Source organism: Streptomyces sp. NPDC017936, from assembly GCF_044328485.1.
Classification (GTDB): Bacteria; Actinomycetota; Actinomycetes; order Streptomycetales; family Streptomycetaceae; genus Streptomyces.
In genome coordinates this window covers 142955-159958 of the sequence record NZ_JBIRHK010000010.1, presented here as the reverse complement: position 1 = coordinate 159958, position 17004 = coordinate 142955, and the positions used below count along the sequence as shown (strand labels likewise).

The following is a 17004-nucleotide window of genomic DNA, read 5'->3' as shown; positions in this document are numbered from 1 at the left end:
TTGAGTCCGTTCCACTCAAGTCAGCTGGAGGAAGATCACCATGGCACGTGCGGTCGGCATCGACCTGGGCACGACTAACTCCGTCGTCAGCGTTCTGGAGGGCGGCGAGCCCACCGTCATCACCAACGCCGAGGGTGCCAGGACCACGCCGTCCGTCGTCGCCTTCGCCAAGAACGGCGAGGTGCTGGTCGGCGAGGTCGCCAAGCGCCAGGCGGTCACCAACGTGGACCGGACCATCCGGTCCGTGAAGCGCCACATGGGCACCGACTGGAAGATCCAGCTGGACGGGAAGGACTTCAACCCGCAGCAGATCTCCGCGTTCATCCTGCAGAAGCTGAAGCGGGACGCCGAGGCCTACCTGGGCGAGAAGGTGACCGACGCGGTCATCACCGTCCCGGCCTACTTCAACGACTCCGAGCGCCAGGCGACCAAGGAAGCCGGCGAGATCGCCGGCCTCAACGTCCTGCGCATCGTCAACGAGCCCACCGCGGCCGCGCTCGCCTACGGCCTCGACAAGGACGACCAGACGATCCTCGTCTTCGACCTCGGTGGCGGCACCTTCGACGTGTCCCTCCTGGAGATCGGCGACGGCGTCGTCGAGGTGAAGGCCACCAACGGCGACAACCACCTCGGTGGTGACGACTGGGACCAGCGCGTCGTCGACTACCTGGTCAAGCAGTTCCAGTCCGGCCACGGCGTGGACCTGTCCAAGGACAAGATGGCCCTCCAGCGCCTCCGCGAGGCCGCCGAGAAGGCCAAGATCGAGCTGTCCTCGTCCACCGAGACCTCGATCAACCTGCCCTACATCACCGCGTCCGCCGAGGGCCCGCTGCACCTGGACGAGAAGCTCACCCGCGCCCAGTTCCAGCAGCTGACCGCGGACCTGCTCGAGCGCTGCAAGACCCCGTTCTTCAACGTCATGAAGGACGCCGGCGTCTCCATCAACGAGATCGACCACGTCGTCCTCGTCGGCGGCTCCACCCGCATGCCCGCCGTCGCCGAGCTCGTCAAGGAGCTGACCGGCGGCAAGGAGGCCAACAAGGGCGTGAACCCGGACGAGGTCGTCGCCATCGGCGCCTCGCTCCAGGCCGGTGTCCTCAAGGGTGAGGTCAAGGACGTCCTGCTCCTCGACGTGACCCCGCTGTCCCTCGGCATCGAGACCAAGGGCGGCATCATGACCAAGCTCATCGAGCGCAACACCACGATCCCGACCAAGCGCTCCGAGATCTTCACGACGGCCGAGGACAACCAGCCGTCCGTGCAGATCCAGGTCTACCAGGGCGAGCGCGAGATCGCGGCGTACAACAAGAAGCTCGGCATGTTCGAGCTGACCGGTCTGCCGCCGGCGCCCCGCGGCGTCCCGCAGATCGAGGTCTCCTTCGACATCGACGCCAACGGCATCATGCACGTGACCGCGAAGGACCTGGGCACGGGCAAGGAGCAGAAGATGACCGTCACCGGCGGCTCCTCGCTGCCGAAGGACGAGGTCGACCGCATGCGCCAGGAGGCCGAGCAGTACGCGGAGGAGGACCACCGCCGCCGCGAGGCCGCCGAGGCCCGCAACCAGGGCGAGCAGCTCGTCTACCAGACCGAGAAGTTCCTCCAGGACAACGAGGACAAGGTCCCCGGTGAGATCAAGACCGAGGTCGAGGCCGCCGTCGCCGAGCTGAAGGAGAAGCTCAAGGGCGAGGACACCGCCGAGATCCGCACGGCCACCGAGAAGGTCGCCGCCGTCTCGCAGAAGCTGGGCCAGGCCCTGTACGCCGACGCCCAGGCCGCGCAGGCCGCGGGCGGCCCCGAGGGCGCCGCCGCCGGTGGTGCCAAGGCCGACGACGACGTCGTGGACGCCGAGATCGTGGACGACGAGCGCAAGGACGGTGCCGCGTGACGGAGGAGACCCCGGGCTTCGAGGAGAAGCCCGACGTCCCCTCCGGCGCCACCCCCGACGACGCCGAGCCGAAGGCCGACTCCTCCGCCGCGGCGGAGGAGCCGGCCCCGGCCGGGGACGCGAACCAGACGGCCGGACTGGTCGCCCAGCTGGACCAGGTGCGCACCGCGCTCGGTGAGCGCACCGCGGACCTCCAGCGGCTCCAGGCCGAGTACCAGAACTACCGCCGCCGCGTCGAACGCGACCGGATCGCGGTCAAGGAGATCGCCATCGCGAACCTCCTGACCGAGCTCCTGCCCGTGCTCGACGACATCGGCCGCGCGCGGGAGCACGGCGAACTCGTCGGCGGCTTCAAGTCCGTCGCCGAGTCGCTGGAGACCGTCGCGGCGAAGATGGGCCTGCAGCAGTTCGGCAAGGAGGGCGAGCCCTTCGACCCGACGATCCACGAGGCCCTGATGCACAGCTACGCGCCGGACGTCACCGAGACGACGTGCGTGGCGATTCTCCAGCCCGGGTACCGGATCGGCGAACGCACCATCCGCCCCGCGCGGGTGGCGGTGGCCGAACCCCAGCCGGGGGCCCAGACGGTCAAGCCGGCCGAGGAGAACGACACGGCGGCCGACGACAAGGAGAGCGGTGGCCCGGACGAGGGCTGAGCTTGAACCGATGAGAGAGGAGGGACGTCGAGGATGAGCACCAAGGACTTCATCGAGAAGGACTACTACAAGGTCCTCGGCGTCCCCAAGGACGCCACCGAGGCCGAGATCAAGAAGGCGTACCGGAAGCTCGCCCGCGAGTTCCACCCGGACGCCAACAAGGGCAACGCCAAGGCCGAGGAGCGCTTCAAGGAGATCTCCGAGGCCAACGACGTGCTCGGCGACCCCAAGAAGCGCAAGGAGTACGACGAGGCACGCGCCCTCTTCGGCAACGGCGGCTTCCGCCCGGGGCCGGGCGCGGGCGGCGGCTCCTTCAACTTCGACCTGGGCGACCTCTTCGGAGGCGCCCAGGGCGGGAGCGCCGGCGGCTTCGGCGGCGGACTCGGTGACGTCTTCGGGGGCCTGTTCAACCGCGGCGGCACCACGGGCGCCCGCACCCAGCCCCGGCGGGGCCAGGACATCGACACCGAGGTCACCCTCAGCTTCACCGAGGCGATCGAGGGCGCGACGGTCCCGCTGCGCATGACCTCCCAGTCCCCCTGCAAGGCCTGCTCCGGCACCGGCGACAAGAACGGCACACCGCGCGTGTGCCCGACCTGCGTCGGCACCGGCCAGGTCGCGCGGGGCTCGGGCGGCGGCTTCTCCCTGACGGACCCCTGCCCGGACTGCAAGGGCCGCGGCCTGATCGCCGAGCACCCCTGCCCGGACTGCAAGGGCAGCGGCCGGGCCAAGTCGTCCCGCACGATGCAGGTCCGCATCCCCGCGGGCGTCACCGACGGGCAGCGCATCCGGCTGCGCGGCAAGGGCGCCCCCGGCGAACGCGGCGGCCCGGCCGGCGACCTGTACGTCGTCGTCCACGTCGACGCGCACCCGGTCTTCGGCCGCAAGGACGACAACCTCACGGTGACCGTGCCGGTGACGTTCACGGAGGCGGCGCTCGGCGGGGAGATCAGGGTTCCCACCCTGGGCGGCCCGTCGCTCACCCTCAAGCTGCCGCCCGGCACGCCCAACGGGCGCACCATGCGTGCGCGCGGCAAGGGCGCGGTCCGCAAGGACGGCACCCGCGGCGACCTCCTGGTCACCGTCGAGGTGAGTGTCCCGAAGGACCTGTCGGGGAAGGCTCGTGACGCACTGGAGGCGTATCGCGAGGCGACCGCGGGTGACGAGGACCCGCGGGCGGAGCTGTTCGAGGCCGCGAAGGGAGCTTGAGAGTGATGGACGGCCGTCGGCGCAGTGACAATTTTCGTGGGCCGTACGAACTGACCGAGGAGACCCCGGTCTACGTCATCTCGGTGGCGGCCCAGCTCTCCGGCCTGCACCCGCAGACGCTGCGCCAGTACGACCGCCTGGGTCTGGTGTCCCCGGACCGCACCGCGGGCCGGGGCCGGCGCTACTCCGCCCGTGACATCGAACTGCTGCGCACCGTCCAGCAGTTGTCGCAGGACGAGGGCATCAACCTGGCCGGCATCAAGCGGATCATCGAACTGGAGAACCAGGTCGCCGCGCTCCAGTCCCGCGTCGTGGAGCTGGAGGCGGCCCTGGACGGCGCGGCGGCGGCCATGCAGCAGCGCGAGGCCGCGGTCCACGCGTCCTACCGCCGTGACCTGGTGCCGTACCAGGAGGTGCAGCAGACCAGCGCACTGGTGGTGTGGCGGCCCAAGCGGCAGCAGTCGCCGGACTGACGCCGCCGGCATCGTGAAGGGGCCCGGAGGATCCTCCGGGCCCCTTCACGTGCGTGCGGCCGGGCCGCCGGCCCCCGTGCCGGCGGCACCGGCCGGCGGCCCGGAGCCGGTCAGAGCCAGCCGGCCCAGATGCCGTACGCCGTCGACCGGGTCGCGGCCGGTGCGCCCGAGGCGTCCAGCCAGACGACGCGGTAGTAGTACAGACCGAGCCGGTCCTCGTGCACGGACGTGTCCATGTACGCGTGGGCGTCGCCCAGCGCGCCCTCGGTGAGGGTGGTGTAGGCGGCCGCGGCCGGGTCCCAGCGCTCCACGCGGTAGCGGGCCAGCCGGGCGCAGTCCCCGAGGCCGGAGCTCTCGGAGCAGCCGACGGACAGGTCGGGGTACTGGCCCTCGCGCACCTCGGTCCCGGTCCAGCCGGGCGGCCGGGTGTCGGGCAGGGTGACCGAGAGGTCCGCGGTGTTGAAGAAGTCCGGCCCCTCGTCGTACACGCGCTCCTGGGCGGCCACCCGGTAGACGTGGGTGGCGCCGTCCGGGACGGTCGGGCAGATGATCTCCGTCTCGGCGAGGGAGTCGCCCCGCCAGCAGTTCTCGCGCCACACCGTCTCCCCGGTGTCCGGGTCGGTCGTGCCCTGCCACACGTGGTAGCCGAGGACGTCGTCGTCGGGGTGCGGCGTCCAGGTCAGCCGCACGCCGAGCGGGAGGACCTCGGCGGTCAGGCCCTCGACCGGGGAGGGACGCTCGGTGTCCGGTGTGGTCGCGGTGGCGGCCGGGCCGGGCTGCGATGCGTGCCCGTACGGGTCGACGGTCACGACCCGGTACTCGTACGTCGTCTCCGACGCGCCCGACACGTCGCGGCAGACGCCGTTGACGACCTTGCGCCCGCCGTACGCGGGCACGTCGTCGCCCGCCCACGTCCAGTACGTCGACGGGGGCTCCAGCGGCTCGTCCCGGCCGGAGTTCGGCTCGCACAGCTCCACGACGGTGCTCTCGCCGGTGGCCGGGTCCGTCCGCAGGAGCCGGTACGTGAGGAGCGGCCCCTCGTCGAAGGCCCACGGGTCGGTGCTGCTCCACGCCACCACCACCCCGTCGCCGTACGGCGTCGCCGTGGTCCGGTACGCCGGGATCGCCTCGGGCCGGTCGGCCATGGCCAGCGCGATCTCCACGGGGGCGGCGGCGTTGCCCTTCGCGTCCACCGAGCGCACCGCGTACCGGTAGCCGTCGGCGACCGCGAGCAGCTGCCGCGGCACGACGTCGGTCGCCGTGGTGGCGCCGCCGCCGGGCAGGGCGTCCAGGTGGCCGCCGGTCGCCGGGTCGTACTGGAGCACCTGGTACGAGGCGGCCCCGGCGACCGGTGACCACACCAGGTGGGGCACGCCCGACCGGTACGCGACGCGGGCGTCGGTCACGGGCGGCGGGGGCGTCAGGTCGGAGGTGGTGAACGTGGTGGCGGCGGAGTACGCGGACCAGTTGCCGGCCGCGTCGCGGGCCCGGGTCCGGTAGGTGACCCGGCCGCCGTCGGCGGGGCGCCCGGTGTCGCAGGCCGCGCCCTTGGCGGCGGAGTGGACGGTGGTCCACGTCCCGGTGGCGGGGAGGAACCGCTGGATCTCGTACCAGGCGATGTCGGCGGCGTTCGCGGGGGTGGTGACGGCTTCCGGCGCCGCGTAGGGCATGCCCTGCGGGCACGCGTCCATCTCCAGGAAGGGTGCCGCGGGCGGGGTCCGGTCCACGGTGACGACGGGCTTGTCGGCGGTCCCCGCGGAGACGTTGCCGGCCCTGTCGCGGGCGCGGACCTCGTAGTAGTAGGTCCTGCCGGTCGGCGGCACCGTCGCGTCCGTGTAGGAGACGGAGGCGGTCGTGGTGAGCGGCTCGGTGCCGAAGGCGGTGCCCTGTTGACGGCGGAAGACCTGGTAGCCGGAGAGGTCCATCTCCTTGTTCCGCGCCCAGGTCAGCCGGGCCTTTCCGGTCGCCTTGTCGTACGTCACGGCGACGCCCGTCGGCGTGAGCGGCCTGACCTTGTCGACGGTCGCCGACGTCCGGGGCGCGTAGGTGAACTTGACGCCGGCCGCGCCCGTCCAGTTCACGTAGTCGACCCGCAGGGTGTGCTTCCCGGCGGGGACGGTGAGGTTGAGCGTCTTGGTGACCGTGGAGGAGACGTTCCGCCACAGGTCGATCCTGCGGACGCCGTCGACGTACACCCGGATGCCGTCCTGGGCGGACGCGGTGAGGGCGAAGGGTCCGCCCGAGCCGAAGTCGCGCGTCACCGTCCAGCGGACGCCGAAGTTGTTGGACGGCAGGCCCGAGGCGGGGGCGCCCGTGCCCCAGTTCTCGCTGACCGCGGCGTCGCAGTCGGTCCGCTTCGGCGTGCCCGAGAAGGAGGTGTTCGCGAAGAGCTGCCTGGTGTAGACGGGCGAGGTGCAGGTGGCCGCCGCGGAGGCGGGGGCGGTGGCCGCGGTGAGCAGGCCGCCCGCGGTGGCGAGCACGACCCCGGTCGCCGCCGCGGCGGTCGTGCGTCTGACTCGGTTCATTCGGTCCTTCGGTCCTGTCCGGCGACGGCGGTGATCAGCCGTCGCCGGACAGGACCGGTCAGGACGCCGATTGGTTGTACGGATTCCGCTCCGGACGGGGTCGGCCGGGTCCCGTGGTGCGGATCCGGTGGCGCGGGCCCGGTGACGCGGCCCGGTCCGGCGCGGTGACGGGTGCTCAGCCACGCGCGGAACGGCGGCGGAGGCCCAGCCGGGTCGCGGTGGCGCCGAGGGCCCCGAGGACGGCGGCGAGTCCCGCGTACGGGCCCGCCGGGGCGGAGGCGGACGGGGACCCGGACGGCTGCGTCGACGGGGAGGCCGAGGGGGAGCCCGGGGCGGTCGTGGCCGGGAAGAACGGGCCCTGGAAGAAGCCGTCCTGCCGGCCGACGAGGGACTTCGTCGCGGGCGCGTTCACCGCGGTCACGTCGAAGACGACGGAGTCGGCCGGGAGCGGGTTCGGGCCGTCCGGCTCACCGGACGGCCACGCCGAGAACTCCCGTTCCGTGTCGGAGGAGTTGGCGACCGTGAGGATCACCGGTTCCGTCGCCCCGCCCGCTTGAGCGGGGCGTTCGGGGCGGGCGCGCCCGGCGTCGTCGTGAGCGGCGCGTCGCCCGCCTCGCCGGCGGCCGGGGCGGTCGCCGGGACGAGGGCGGTCCCGGCGACGGCGGCGACGACGGTGGTCGCGGCCAGGGTGCGCGAGCGACGGGCGGTGACGGGACGGGGCGGACGCGGACATGGCGGATTCCGCCCAGGGATCGCCGGGGCGCGCTGCGGTGACGGTGACCGGGACCGTGACGGCAGCGCGCCGGGTGAGTCGGAAGAGGAACGGCGACGGCGCGCGTGGAGCGCGGAGTGCGGCACGGCGGGGCCGGCGCCCGGAGGCACGGTGAGAAGAGAGGGAGCACCGCATGCCGCCCGGTTCCGCGTTCCCCTCGGCGGCCCGCGGCGCACCCGTCGTGCCCCGGCTCCGGTGCCTGATCGAGTGTCGCTGCGTCACCCCTTCGCCGCAGCGCCGGAAGTGGCGATTCCGCAGGTCACGGCCGCATTGCGACGGCGGTGGGGCTGTGGTGCGACGGACGCGGCCCCGCTCGCCGCGGGGGCGACGGGGGCGTGTCGCCCCCGCGCCGCCCGTGCGGTTCCTCCGTCTCCTCGTGAACTCCGGTGGAGTGGAGGGCCCGTAAAGAGTGTTTGGAGGAGTTTCCGCCCGGTCTCCATGCGTCTTCACGCGCTAAGCGGAGGGTGATGTTGTTACTTCGTTAAGTAGTTCGGCTTGACGGCGGCGGCGGCTGACGCGTTGGCTTTTCAGACACCTGGGTCACCAAGTCGCACCCATGTCCGAAACGCACCTGAAGTGAGCCCCCGAATGCGTCGTCGTATCGCCATGGCCGTGGCCGCCTCCACGCTGTCCGTCTCCCTCGCCGGGTGCGGGGTGCTAGGCGCGACGGAGGACGCCGGTGACGCGACGCCGACCAAGGGCAACGAGATGACCATCGGCGTGCTGATGCCGGAGAAGGCGAACACCCGGTACGACGAGTTCGACTACCCCATCATCAAGGCCAAGGTCGCCTCCCTCACCGCCAACAAGGGCAAGACGGAGTACGCCAACGCGGACGCCGACGCGGACACCCAGGTGACCCAGATGCAGCGGATGATCGACGAGAAGGTCGACCTGATCCTGCTGGACGCCGTCGACGCCAAGGCCATCGCGGACACGGTGCAGAAGGCCAAGGACGCGGGCATCCCGGTCATCGCCTACGACCGCCTCGCCGAGGGCCCGATCGACGCGTACATCTCCTTCGACAACGAGCTGGTCGGCGAGGTGCAGGGCCGCACCCTGGTGGAGGCGATCGGCTCCGCCGACACCTCCGACAAGATCGTCATGATCAACGGCTCGACCACCGACCCGAACGCCAAGCAGTTCAAGGACGGCGCGCTCTCGGAGCTCAACGACCGGGTGACGATCGCCGCCTCCTACGACACCCCGGGGTGGAAGCCCGAGATCGCCCAGGAGGAGATGACCGAGGCGATCGAGAAGATCGGCAAGAACAACATCGCGGCCGTCTACGCCGCCAACGACGGCATGGCCGGCGCCGTCATCAAGGCCCTGGAGGCCGCGGGCGTCAGCGGCGACGACCTGCCCCCCATCACCGGCCAGGACGCGGAGCTGGTGGCGGTGCAGCGGATCATCAGCGGCGAGCAGTACATGAGCGTGTACAAGTCCTACCCGCAGATGGCCGAGGCCGCGGCGGAGATGGCCGTCGCCAAGGTCCAGGGCCGCGACATCCAGTTCGACGCCCTCACCCGCGACACGGTCGACAGCCCCACGAACAAGGGCATCCCGGCCCAGCTGATCACCGTGGTCGCGCTGACGAAGAGCAACATCGAGAGCACCGTGGTCGCGGACGGCATCTACGAGGTGTCCGACATCTGCACCGCCAAGTACCAGGCCGCCTGCCAGGCCATCAAGCTGAACTGACGCCGACGGCGACGGGAGGGGGACACGCGGCGCGTGTCCCCTTCTTCGTGCCCGCCGCGCCGTGCGGCCGACCCCCAGCTTGTTGCAGCGCGGCGGGCGGAGGCCGGGAGAAAGCCGTACGTACGGGCGGTTTTCCACGGCACCGGAGTGGGGAGCCGTGTTGCGGAGCCGGTCGGGGGCCGCGCATAGTGGCGCTGCGAAGCGGCGGACGGCGGGGGTGGGATGGGCGATGGCCGGGCACGGGACGGAGGAGCATCCTCACGGTGCCGACCGACTGTGCGAGGCCGGGGATCGCGTGTATTCCCGGGCCGTACGGCGGGGCCGGGTGCCGCGCCGGGACGCCGAGCCGGTGCCCTGTCTGCTGGAGCTGGCCCTGCTCCACCCCGACCCCGACGACATGGAGTGGCTGGTGCCGACCTCCCCGCAGGAGGTCATGACCCGGCTGCTGCGCGGACTGTACGACGAGGTCAGCGCGAGCCAGCGGCGGATGGGCTCGGCGGTGGCCGCCTTCGAGTGGTACGCGGGCCTGGGCGGGCCGGCGCCGGCCGCGGCGGCCGGTGAGGGCGCGGCGATCCGCGTCCTGGACGGCGCGTCCCGCATCCAGGCGGCGCTGGACCAGGCGACGGAGGCGTGCCGGACCGAGGTGCTGACGGTCCAGCCCGGCGGCATCCGGCGCGAGCACGAACTGTCCGAGGGACTGCACCGGGCGCTGGCGCTGCGCGGCCGGGGCGTGCGCATGCGGGACCTGTACAACCACGTGGCCCGGCACGGTCAGGGCCTGCTCAACTACCTGGAGCTGATGGGCGACACGGTCGAGGCGCGCACCCTGGACGAGGTCGTCGACCGGCTGATGCTCTTCGACCGCACGGTCGCCTTCATCCCCGCGAACGCCGACCGCACGATGGCGCTGGAGCTGCGGCACCCGGCCCTGATCGCCTACCTGGTCACCGTCTTCGAGCGCCTGTGGCGGCTGGCGATCCCGCTGACCGCGCCGCTGCCCGACACCCGGATCGAGGGCATCTCGCACCGGGAGCAGTCCATCGCGGCGCTGCTGGCGGAGGGGCACCAGGACGCGGTGATCGCGGAGCGGCTGGGCATCAGCGTCCGCACCTGCCGGGCCCACATCGCCCGCCTGTCGGAGACGCTGGGCGCGGCCAGCCGTACGCAGTTGGGCGTGCGGATCGCCCAGGTGGGGCTGGACGGTCCGGTGCCGGGGCCGGCCGCTCCCGTCATCGTTCCCGGTCCAGGATCCCGGACCGCCCGATGAGGTAACCGAGTTGGGCGCGGCTCTCGCTGCCGAGGGTGGCGGCCAGTTTGGCGATGTGGACGCGGGCGGTGCGCACGTTCATGCCGAGCCGGTCGGCGATGACGGTGTCGGTGTGGCCCTCCACGAGGAGCGCGGCGATCGCGCGCTGGCGGGGGGTGACGCCGTTGAGGCTGGGGGTGCGGACGGACTCGGGGTACATCGGGGTCGCCAGCCGCCAGAGGCGGTCGAAGGCGGTGGCGAAGTAGTCGATCAGGGCCGGGTGGCGGACCTCCAGGGCCAGGGTGCGGTCCTTGCTGGCGGGGATGAAGGCGACCGCGCGGTCGACGACGACGAGGCGCTCGGTGATCTCGTCCAGGGTGCGGGCCTCCACGTCCCCGTGCAGCCGTTCGTAGCGGGCCTGGACGGTGGGGATGTGGCGGGTGGTGTGCTGGTAGAGGGTGCGGATGCGGCCGCCGCGGTCGAGGAAGGCCTGGTCGCGTTCGAGGGCCTCGGCGTGCACCTCCGGGGGCGGGCCCACGTGGCTCGCGTGCGGCTGGACGGTGAGGACCTCGCCGGAGGCCCGGGTCATCGTCCGGGTGATGACCTGGTTGATCCGGCCCAGTCCGCTGATCAGGCGGAGTTCGCCGCCGTCCGCCGGCTCGGCGCCCGGGACGGCGAGCGCGAGCAGCGGTTCGAACGCCTCCGTCAGCCGGGTCTCCTGCCGGCGCCGGCGGGCGATGTCGTCGGCGATGGAGCGCAGCAGCCGGGGCAGGGCGAGGGCCGGGGCCAGGGGGCGCAGCCGGCGGGGGTCGTCGCGGTCCGGCCGCAGCAGCCCGGTGTCGACCAGGCAGGGGTGGGACTCCGCCTCCTGCGCCGGGACGTGGCCCGACCGCAGGGCGCGCGCATAGAGCTCCAGGGCGGCCTCGCAGGGCTCCTCCGGTCCATGGTCGTGCGCTGCCGCAGTCACGCGTGGTTCTCCTCGGGTGTGGGGGTCCCTGGTTCGGTGGGGGGCGGTGCGGGGGGTGCGGTGCGGGGGCGGGCGGGGAGCGCGCCGCCTCCGGCACGGGACGGCGGCGGCCCGCCGGGTGCGGCCCTGACGGCCCGTCGGGGGTGCCGGCGCCCCGGGACGGCGAGCGGGCGCCGCGGGGCCGTCCAGGTGGCGCCGGCGGCCTGTGCGGGGCGGTTCCGCCGGGCCGGCCGGGCGGGTCAGTGCTCGCGGTCCAGGAGTCCGGACTGGGCGATGAGGTAGCCGAGCTGGGCGCGGCTGCCGCTGCCCAGGGCGGTGGCGAGCTTGGCGATGTGGGCGCGGCAGGTGCGCACGTTCATCCCCAGGCGGCGGGCGATGGCCTCGTCGACGTGTCCCTCGACGAGGAGCTTGGCGATGGAGTGCTGGATGTCGGTGATGCCGTCGGGGTCGGTCTCGTAGGGGGTGCCCGCGCGCAGCGGCACCGCGCGGCCCCACATGAACTCGAAGACCTTGGTCAGGTAGCGGACGAGGCCCGGGTGCCGCAGCTCGAGGGCGACCTGCCGGTCGTCGCGGATGGGGATGAACGCCACGCTCTCGTCGCAGATGATCAGGCGCTCGACGAGCTCGTCGATGGTGCGGTACTCGACCTTGCCGTCGGTGAACTGGTCCACGTAGGCCAGCCGGTCGGGGCTGTAGCGGGCCGTGTGCTGGTAGAGGGTGCGGATGCGCACCCCGCGCTCGATCAGCGGCTTGTCGCGCTCCAGCGCCTCCAGGAGGCGGTTCTCGGGGCTGCGGCGGCCGCTGGGCTGGACGGTGAGCATCTCCGTCCGGCACTGGGCGGTGGCGAGGTCGAGCGCGGCGTTGATGCGGTCGAGGCCCTCCAGCACGGTGATCGAGTGGGTGGGGGCGGTCTCCTGGGCGCTGAGGGCCATGAAGGGTTCGAAGACCTCGGTGAGCGCGATGGACCGCCGCCGGCTCTCGGTGATCTCGCGTTCGATGGGGTGCAGGCGCTGGGCCAGGGCGACGGACGGGGGCACCGGGCGCAGCCAGGTCGCGTCGTCGGGGTCGGGGTGGAGCAGGGCGAACTCCATCAGGCAGGGAGCGGGCTCGACGTCGGCCCGCTGGATGCGGCCGTTGCGCAGGGCGTTCGCGTAGAGGCGGCGTCCCTCCTCACACAACTCGGTCACCGCATGGGGATGTGCCGCCTTAGTCCCATTTGTTGCCAAATCTCCACCCCCCAGGGTCCTGAACATGCAGGAACATGATGCACCGATCGTGTGGCCATGACGTGCCTGAATGAGCCATCGTCTTACTCGACGGGGGAAGAGGGGACCTTCAAGTGAGGACGAAGCCGACTATGCGTAAGAGAATGCTTCGCTCGGTGCTTGTCGCCGCCTTCTCCGCCGTTGTGGCCGTCGGAACCCTGGTCGGCCTCTCCGAAGCGAAGAGCGACGCGCACGAGACGAGTGGTGCTCGGGCCGTGACCGTGGCGGCCGCCGTCGAGGACACGCAGGCCGTCCCCTTTGACAGCAGGTGGGACTGATCGGGATGACCACACCACCTGACGACCGTTCGTTCCGCCGCGAGATGGCCACCGCCTACCGCTCCGGCTGGCACTTCATCGACCTGGTCACCGCCATCCCCCACAGCGGCGACTCGTTGATGGTGACCGTGTTCGGGGAGCCGGTGGTCGTGACGCGGGACGAGGACGACGACGTAAGGGCCTACCGGTGCCTGCGGCGGCCTCGCGGGGCGCCGCAGCCCGTACGGTGTGCCATCCGGTACGGAATGATCTTCGTGAACCTCGATCAGCGCGACCACCAGCTGGCGGAGTCGGCGAGCCCGCCGGCCCCCAGGACCATTTCAGCCACCCCCCGCAGTGCCTGACGCGATTCCCCCGTCGTAACAGATCGCCTCAGGTGCTTCCCCCCGCAGCGGCGTCACCGTGACCTGAACACGGTGACGCCGCTGCATTTCGTGCGGACATGTCGGGTACGGGTGGCTCGCCCGGTGGCCGGAAGAGGCCGGTGTGGATCCGGTCACCCGGGATATGCCGGGCCGCGTCGCCTCCCGGGGCTCCGGCCCGCCGTCCGGGTCGGCCCCGGTTCATCGGCCCGCCGTCCGGGTCAGCCCCGGTTCATCGGCCCGTCGTCCGGGTCAGCCCCGGCCCATCGCCCGGGTCAGTTCGATCTCGATCACCACGCGCGAGGGGTTCGGGCGCGGGGCCCGGCCGTAGCGCTCCTCGTAGCGGCGCTCCGCCTCCGCGACGCGGTCCGGTTCCGTGCGCACGAAGGCGCGGCCCTCCAGGGTGGCCCAGCGGCGGCCGTCCACCTGGCAGACCGCCGTCCGGGCGCCCTCGGCGCCCGCCGCCCGCACGTTCCTCACCTTCGCGCTGGCCTTGTCGGCGATCACCCGGGCCAGCCGGGCCCCCGGGTCGTAGGTGACGCCGACGGGCACCACGTGCGGAGAACCGTCCGGGCGGGGCGTGGTCAGCGTGCACAGGTGCCGTTCGCGCCAGAAGGCGAGGTACGGCGCGTCGGGAGCGCCCGGGTCCTGGGGGTATGCGGCCATGGTCGGAACCTAACCGCTCGGCGGCTTCCGTGCGCCACCTTGAGCGGAATAGACTCAACTTTGTGTACGCTGACGGAGTCAGTAGTGGAGACGGCTGACGCAAGGAGGAGACAGCGAACGTGGACGCCGAGCTGACCAACCGGAGCCGGGAAGCGATCCAGGCCGCCGGCAACCGGGCCGTGTCCGAGGGACACCCCGATCTCACCCCAGGCCATCTGCTCCTCGCGCTGCTCCAGGGGCAGGACAACGAGAACATCGTCGATCTGCTCGCCGCCGTCGACGCCGACCAGGCCGCCGTGCGGGCCGGCGCCGAGAAGGTGCTCGGCTCGCTGCCCAGCGTGACCGGGTCCACCGTCGCGCCCCCGCAGCCCAACCGCGAGCTGCTGGCCGTGATCGCCGACGCGCAGGCGCGCGCGAAGGAGCTGGGCGACGAGTACCTGTCGACGGAGCACCTGCTCATCGGCATCGCCGCCAAGGGCGGTCAGGCCGGTGAGGTGCTCACCCGCCAGGGAGCCACCCCGAAGAAGCTGGCCGACGCCTTCCACGAGGCGCGCGGCGGGCGCCGGGTGACCACCGCCGACCCCGAGGGGCAGTACAAGGCGCTGGAGAAGTTCGGCACCGACTTCACCGCCGCCGCCCGGGAGGGCAAGCTCGACCCGGTCATCGGGCGGGACCAGGAGATCCGGCGGGTCGTGCAGGTGCTGAGCCGCCGCACGAAGAACAACCCCGTGCTCATCGGCGAGCCCGGCGTCGGCAAGACCGCCGTCGTGGAGGGGCTCGCCCAGCGGATCGTGAAGGGCGACGTGCCCGAGTCGCTCCGGGACAAGCGGCTGGTCGCGCTGGACCTGGGCGCGATGGTCGCGGGCGCCAAGTACCGGGGCGAGTTCGAGGAGCGGCTGAAGACCGTCCTCGCCGAGATCAAGGACTCCGACGGCCAGATCATCACCTTCATCGACGAGCTGCACACGGTGGTGGGCGCCGGCGCCGGCGGCGACTCCGCCATGGACGCCGGCAACATGCTCAAGCCCATGCTCGCCCGGGGCGAGCTGCGCATGGTCGGCGCGACGACGCTCGACGAGTACCGCGAGCGGATCGAGAAGGACCCGGCCCTGGAGCGGCGTTTCCAGCAGGTGCTGGTCGCCGAGCCGACCGTCGAGGACACCATCGCGATCCTGCGCGGCCTCAAGGGCCGGTACGAGGCCCACCACAAGGTGCAGATCGCGGACAGCGCGCTCGTCGCGGCCGCGACCCTGTCCGACCGGTACATCACCTCCCGCTTCCTGCCGGACAAGGCCATCGACCTCGTCGACGAGTCCGCCTCCCGGCTGCGCATGGAGATCGACTCGTCCCCCGTCGAGATCGACGAGCTCCAGCGCGCCGTCGACCGGCTGAAGATGGAGGAGCTGGCGCTCGACAAGGAGACCGACGCCGCGTCCCGGGAGCGGCTGGAGAAGCTGCGCCGCGACCTCGCCGACAAGGAGGAGGAGCTGCGCGGCCTCAACGCCCGCTGGGAGAAGGAGAAGCAGTCCCTCAACCGGGTCGGCGAGCTGAAGGAGAAGCTCGACGAACTGCGCGGCCAGGCCGAACGCGCCCAGCGCGACGGCGACTTCGACACCGCCAGCAAGCTGCTGTACGGCGAGATCCCGGCGCTGGAGCGGGACCTCGAGGCGGCGTCCGAGGCCGAGGAGGAGGTGGCCCGGGACACCATGGTCAAGGAGGAGGTCGGACCCGACGACATCGCCGACGTCGTCGCCTCCTGGACCGGGATCCCGGCGGGCCGCCTGATGGAGGGCGAGACGCAGAAGCTGCTGCGGATGGAGGAGGAGCTGGGCAAGCGGCTCATCGGGCAGGGCGAGGCCGTCCGCGCGGTGAGCGACGCCGTACGGCGCTCGCGCGCCGGGATCGCCGACCCCGACCGCCCGACCGGGTCCTTCCTGTTCCTCGGGCCGACCGGTGTCGGCAAGACCGAACTGGCCAAGGCGCTCGCCGACTTCCTCTTCGACGACGAGCGGGCGATGGTCCGCATCGACATGTCGGAGTACGGCGAGAAGCACAGCGTGGCCCGGCTGGTCGGCGCGCCGCCCGGCTACGTCGGCTACGAGGAGGGCGGCCAGCTGACGGAGGCGGTGCGGCGGCGGCCGTACAGCGTCGTGCTCCTCGACGAGGTGGAGAAGGCGCACCCGGAGGTCTTCGACATCCTGCTCCAGGTGCTGGACGACGGACGGCTGACGGACGGACAGGGCCGCACGGTCGACTTCCGCAACACGATCCTGGTGCTGACGTCGAACCTGGGCAGCCAGTTCCTGGTGGACCCGCTCTCGACGGAGGAGGAGAAGAGGGAGCAGGTGCTGGAGGTGGTGCGGGCCTCCTTCAAGCCGGAGTTCCTCAACCGCCTCGACGACCTGGTCGTCTTCTCGGCCCTGACGAAGGACGAGCTGAGCCGGATCGCCCGGCTCCAGATCGACCGGCTCGCCAGGCGGCTGGCCGAGCGGCGGCTGACCCTCGACGTCACCGACGAGGCGCTGCTCTGGCTCGCGGACGAGGGCAACGACCCGGCGTACGGCGCGCGTCCGCTGCGCCGGCTGGTCCAGACGGCCATCGGCGACCGGCTCGCCAAGGAGATCCTGGCCGGCGAGGTCAAGGACGGGGACACGGTCCGGGTGGCCGTGTTCGGGGACGGGCTGATCGTGGGGCCGGCGGCGGGAGCCGGGAAGACGCTCTGACGGCCGCGAACGGATCCGGAGGCGGGCGGCGGCGGGAACGGACACCCCGCCGCCGCCCGCCTTTCCCGTGCCCCGGGTCGGTGCGGGCTCCGGTTCCGTGCCCTGGGGCCCGGCTTCGGGGCGGTGCGGGCTCCGGTTCCGTGTCCTGGGGCCCGGCTTCGGGGCGGTGCGGGCTCCGGTTCCGTGTCCTGGGGCCCGGCTTCGGGGCGGTGCGGGCTCCGGTTCCGTGCCCTGGGGCCCGGCTTCGGGGCGGTGCGGGCTCCGGTTCCGTGC

The 17004-nt window shown here is 72.3% G+C and carries 14 protein-coding genes; 9 read left to right on the top strand and 5 right to left on the bottom strand.

Annotated elements, in window-relative coordinates; genetic code table 11:
* The first annotated feature begins 40 nt into the window (after window positions 1-40).
* The 4 genes from dnaK to ACH4F6_RS22060 are packed head-to-tail and all read left to right on the top strand — an operon-like array spanning window position 41 to window position 4226.
* The gene (dnaK, locus tag ACH4F6_RS22075) at window positions 41-1888 is read left to right on the top strand and encodes a molecular chaperone DnaK (protein ID WP_397961983.1); all 1848 of its coding nucleotides are present in this window, start codon (window positions 41-43) and stop codon (window positions 1886-1888) included.
* A complete protein-coding gene (gene grpE / locus ACH4F6_RS22070) occupies window positions 1885-2544 on the top strand; it encodes a nucleotide exchange factor GrpE (protein ID WP_397961982.1) in 660 nt (219 codons plus the stop codon). Before dnaK ends, grpE begins: the two co-directional genes overlap by 4 nt.
* A gap of 33 nt (window positions 2545-2577) precedes the next feature.
* Window positions 2578-3753: a molecular chaperone DnaJ gene (gene dnaJ, locus ACH4F6_RS22065; protein ID WP_397961981.1), complete on the top strand. Its 1176-nt coding sequence runs from the start codon at window positions 2578-2580 to the stop codon at window positions 3751-3753.
* 5 nt (window positions 3754-3758) lie between these two features.
* Window positions 3759-4226 carry a heat shock protein transcriptional repressor HspR gene (locus tag ACH4F6_RS22060; RefSeq protein WP_397961980.1) on the top strand — a complete coding sequence of 156 codons (468 nt, stop codon included), beginning with the start codon at window positions 3759-3761 and terminating at the stop codon, window positions 4224-4226.
* Between the two features lie 110 nt (window positions 4227-4336).
* On the opposite strand, the gene ACH4F6_RS22055 is transcribed toward ACH4F6_RS22060, so the two are convergent.
* Together ACH4F6_RS22055 and ACH4F6_RS22050 are read right to left on the bottom strand one after the other, a co-directional pair.
* The gene (locus ACH4F6_RS22055; protein WP_397961979.1) at window positions 4337-6751 is read right to left on the bottom strand and encodes a PA14 domain-containing protein; all 2415 of its coding nucleotides are present in this window, start codon (window positions 6749-6751) and stop codon (window positions 4337-4339) included.
* A gap of 175 nt (window positions 6752-6926) precedes the next feature.
* Window positions 6927-7283 carry a hypothetical protein gene (locus ACH4F6_RS22050; RefSeq protein WP_397961978.1) on the bottom strand — a complete coding sequence of 119 codons (357 nt, stop codon included), beginning with the start codon at window positions 7281-7283 and terminating at the stop codon, window positions 6927-6929.
* A gap of 828 nt (window positions 7284-8111) precedes the next feature.
* Between ACH4F6_RS22050 and ACH4F6_RS22045 the strand changes: the two genes are divergently transcribed.
* Window positions 8112-9224 carry a sugar ABC transporter substrate-binding protein gene (locus ACH4F6_RS22045; RefSeq protein WP_397961977.1) on the top strand — a complete coding sequence of 371 codons (1113 nt, stop codon included), beginning with the start codon at window positions 8112-8114 and terminating at the stop codon, window positions 9222-9224.
* Between the two features lie 229 nt (window positions 9225-9453).
* Complete coding sequence (locus ACH4F6_RS22040) at window positions 9454-10491, top strand: LuxR C-terminal-related transcriptional regulator (RefSeq protein WP_397961976.1); 1038 nt, start codon at window positions 9454-9456, stop codon at window positions 10489-10491.
* On the opposite strand, the gene ACH4F6_RS22035 is transcribed toward ACH4F6_RS22040, so the two are convergent.
* On the bottom strand, window positions 10454-11437 hold the full coding sequence (locus ACH4F6_RS22035; RefSeq protein ID WP_397961975.1) for a LuxR C-terminal-related transcriptional regulator: 984 nt from the start codon (window positions 11435-11437) through the stop codon (window positions 10454-10456). The two genes, ACH4F6_RS22040 and ACH4F6_RS22035, sit on opposite strands and share 38 nt — an antisense overlap.
* Before the next feature lie 239 nt (window positions 11438-11676).
* On the bottom strand, window positions 11677-12690 hold the full coding sequence (locus ACH4F6_RS22030) for a helix-turn-helix transcriptional regulator (protein WP_397961974.1): 1014 nt from the start codon (window positions 12688-12690) through the stop codon (window positions 11677-11679).
* 86 nt (window positions 12691-12776) lie between these two features.
* On the opposite strand from ACH4F6_RS22030, the gene ACH4F6_RS22025 reads away from it, so the two are divergent.
* On the top strand, window positions 12777-12980 hold the full coding sequence (locus ACH4F6_RS22025) for a hypothetical protein (RefSeq protein ID WP_397961973.1): 204 nt from the start codon (window positions 12777-12779) through the stop codon (window positions 12978-12980).
* Window positions 12981-12985: 5 nt separating this feature from the next.
* Window positions 12986-13324, top strand: coding sequence for a hypothetical protein (locus ACH4F6_RS22020; protein ID WP_397961972.1), 339 nt, complete (start codon window positions 12986-12988; stop codon window positions 13322-13324).
* Between the two features lie 270 nt (window positions 13325-13594).
* Here the strand turns inward: ACH4F6_RS22020 and ACH4F6_RS22015 are convergent, their stop codons facing one another.
* Window positions 13595-14008 carry a pyridoxamine 5'-phosphate oxidase family protein gene (locus ACH4F6_RS22015; RefSeq protein WP_397961971.1) on the bottom strand — a complete coding sequence of 138 codons (414 nt, stop codon included), beginning with the start codon at window positions 14006-14008 and terminating at the stop codon, window positions 13595-13597.
* A 119-nt stretch (window positions 14009-14127) separates the two neighbouring features.
* On the opposite strand from ACH4F6_RS22015, the gene clpB reads away from it, so the two are divergent.
* Window positions 14128-16731, top strand: a complete 2604-nt coding sequence (gene clpB, locus ACH4F6_RS22010; protein ID WP_397961970.1) for an ATP-dependent chaperone ClpB — start codon at window positions 14128-14130, stop codon at window positions 16729-16731.
* The last annotated feature ends 273 nt before the right edge of the window (window positions 16732-17004 follow it).

Bases quoted from the DNA above. Each gene is read 5' to 3' on its own strand.
- dnaK (WP_397961983.1), top strand. From the start codon at position 41: ATGGCACGTGCGGTCGGCATCGACCTGGGCACGACTAACTCCGTCGTC.
- dnaJ (WP_397961981.1), top strand. From the start codon at position 2,578: ATGAGCACCAAGGACTTCATCGAGAAGGACTACTACAAGGTCCTCGGC.
- ACH4F6_RS22060 (WP_397961980.1), top strand. From the start codon at position 3,759: ATGGACGGCCGTCGGCGCAGTGACAATTTTCGTGGGCCGTACGAACTG.
- ACH4F6_RS22055 (WP_397961979.1), bottom strand. From the start codon at position 6,751: ATGAACCGAGTCAGACGCACGACCGCCGCGGCGGCGACCGGGGTCGTG.
- ACH4F6_RS22045 (WP_397961977.1), top strand. From the start codon at position 8,112: ATGCGTCGTCGTATCGCCATGGCCGTGGCCGCCTCCACGCTGTCCGTC.
- ACH4F6_RS22040 (WP_397961976.1), top strand. From the start codon at position 9,454: ATGGCCGGGCACGGGACGGAGGAGCATCCTCACGGTGCCGACCGACTG.
- ACH4F6_RS22030 (WP_397961974.1), bottom strand. From the start codon at position 12,690: ATGTTCAGGACCCTGGGGGGTGGAGATTTGGCAACAAATGGGACTAAG.
- ACH4F6_RS22020 (WP_397961972.1), top strand. From the start codon at position 12,986: ATGACCACACCACCTGACGACCGTTCGTTCCGCCGCGAGATGGCCACC.
- ACH4F6_RS22015 (WP_397961971.1), bottom strand. From the start codon at position 14,008: ATGGCCGCATACCCCCAGGACCCGGGCGCTCCCGACGCGCCGTACCTC.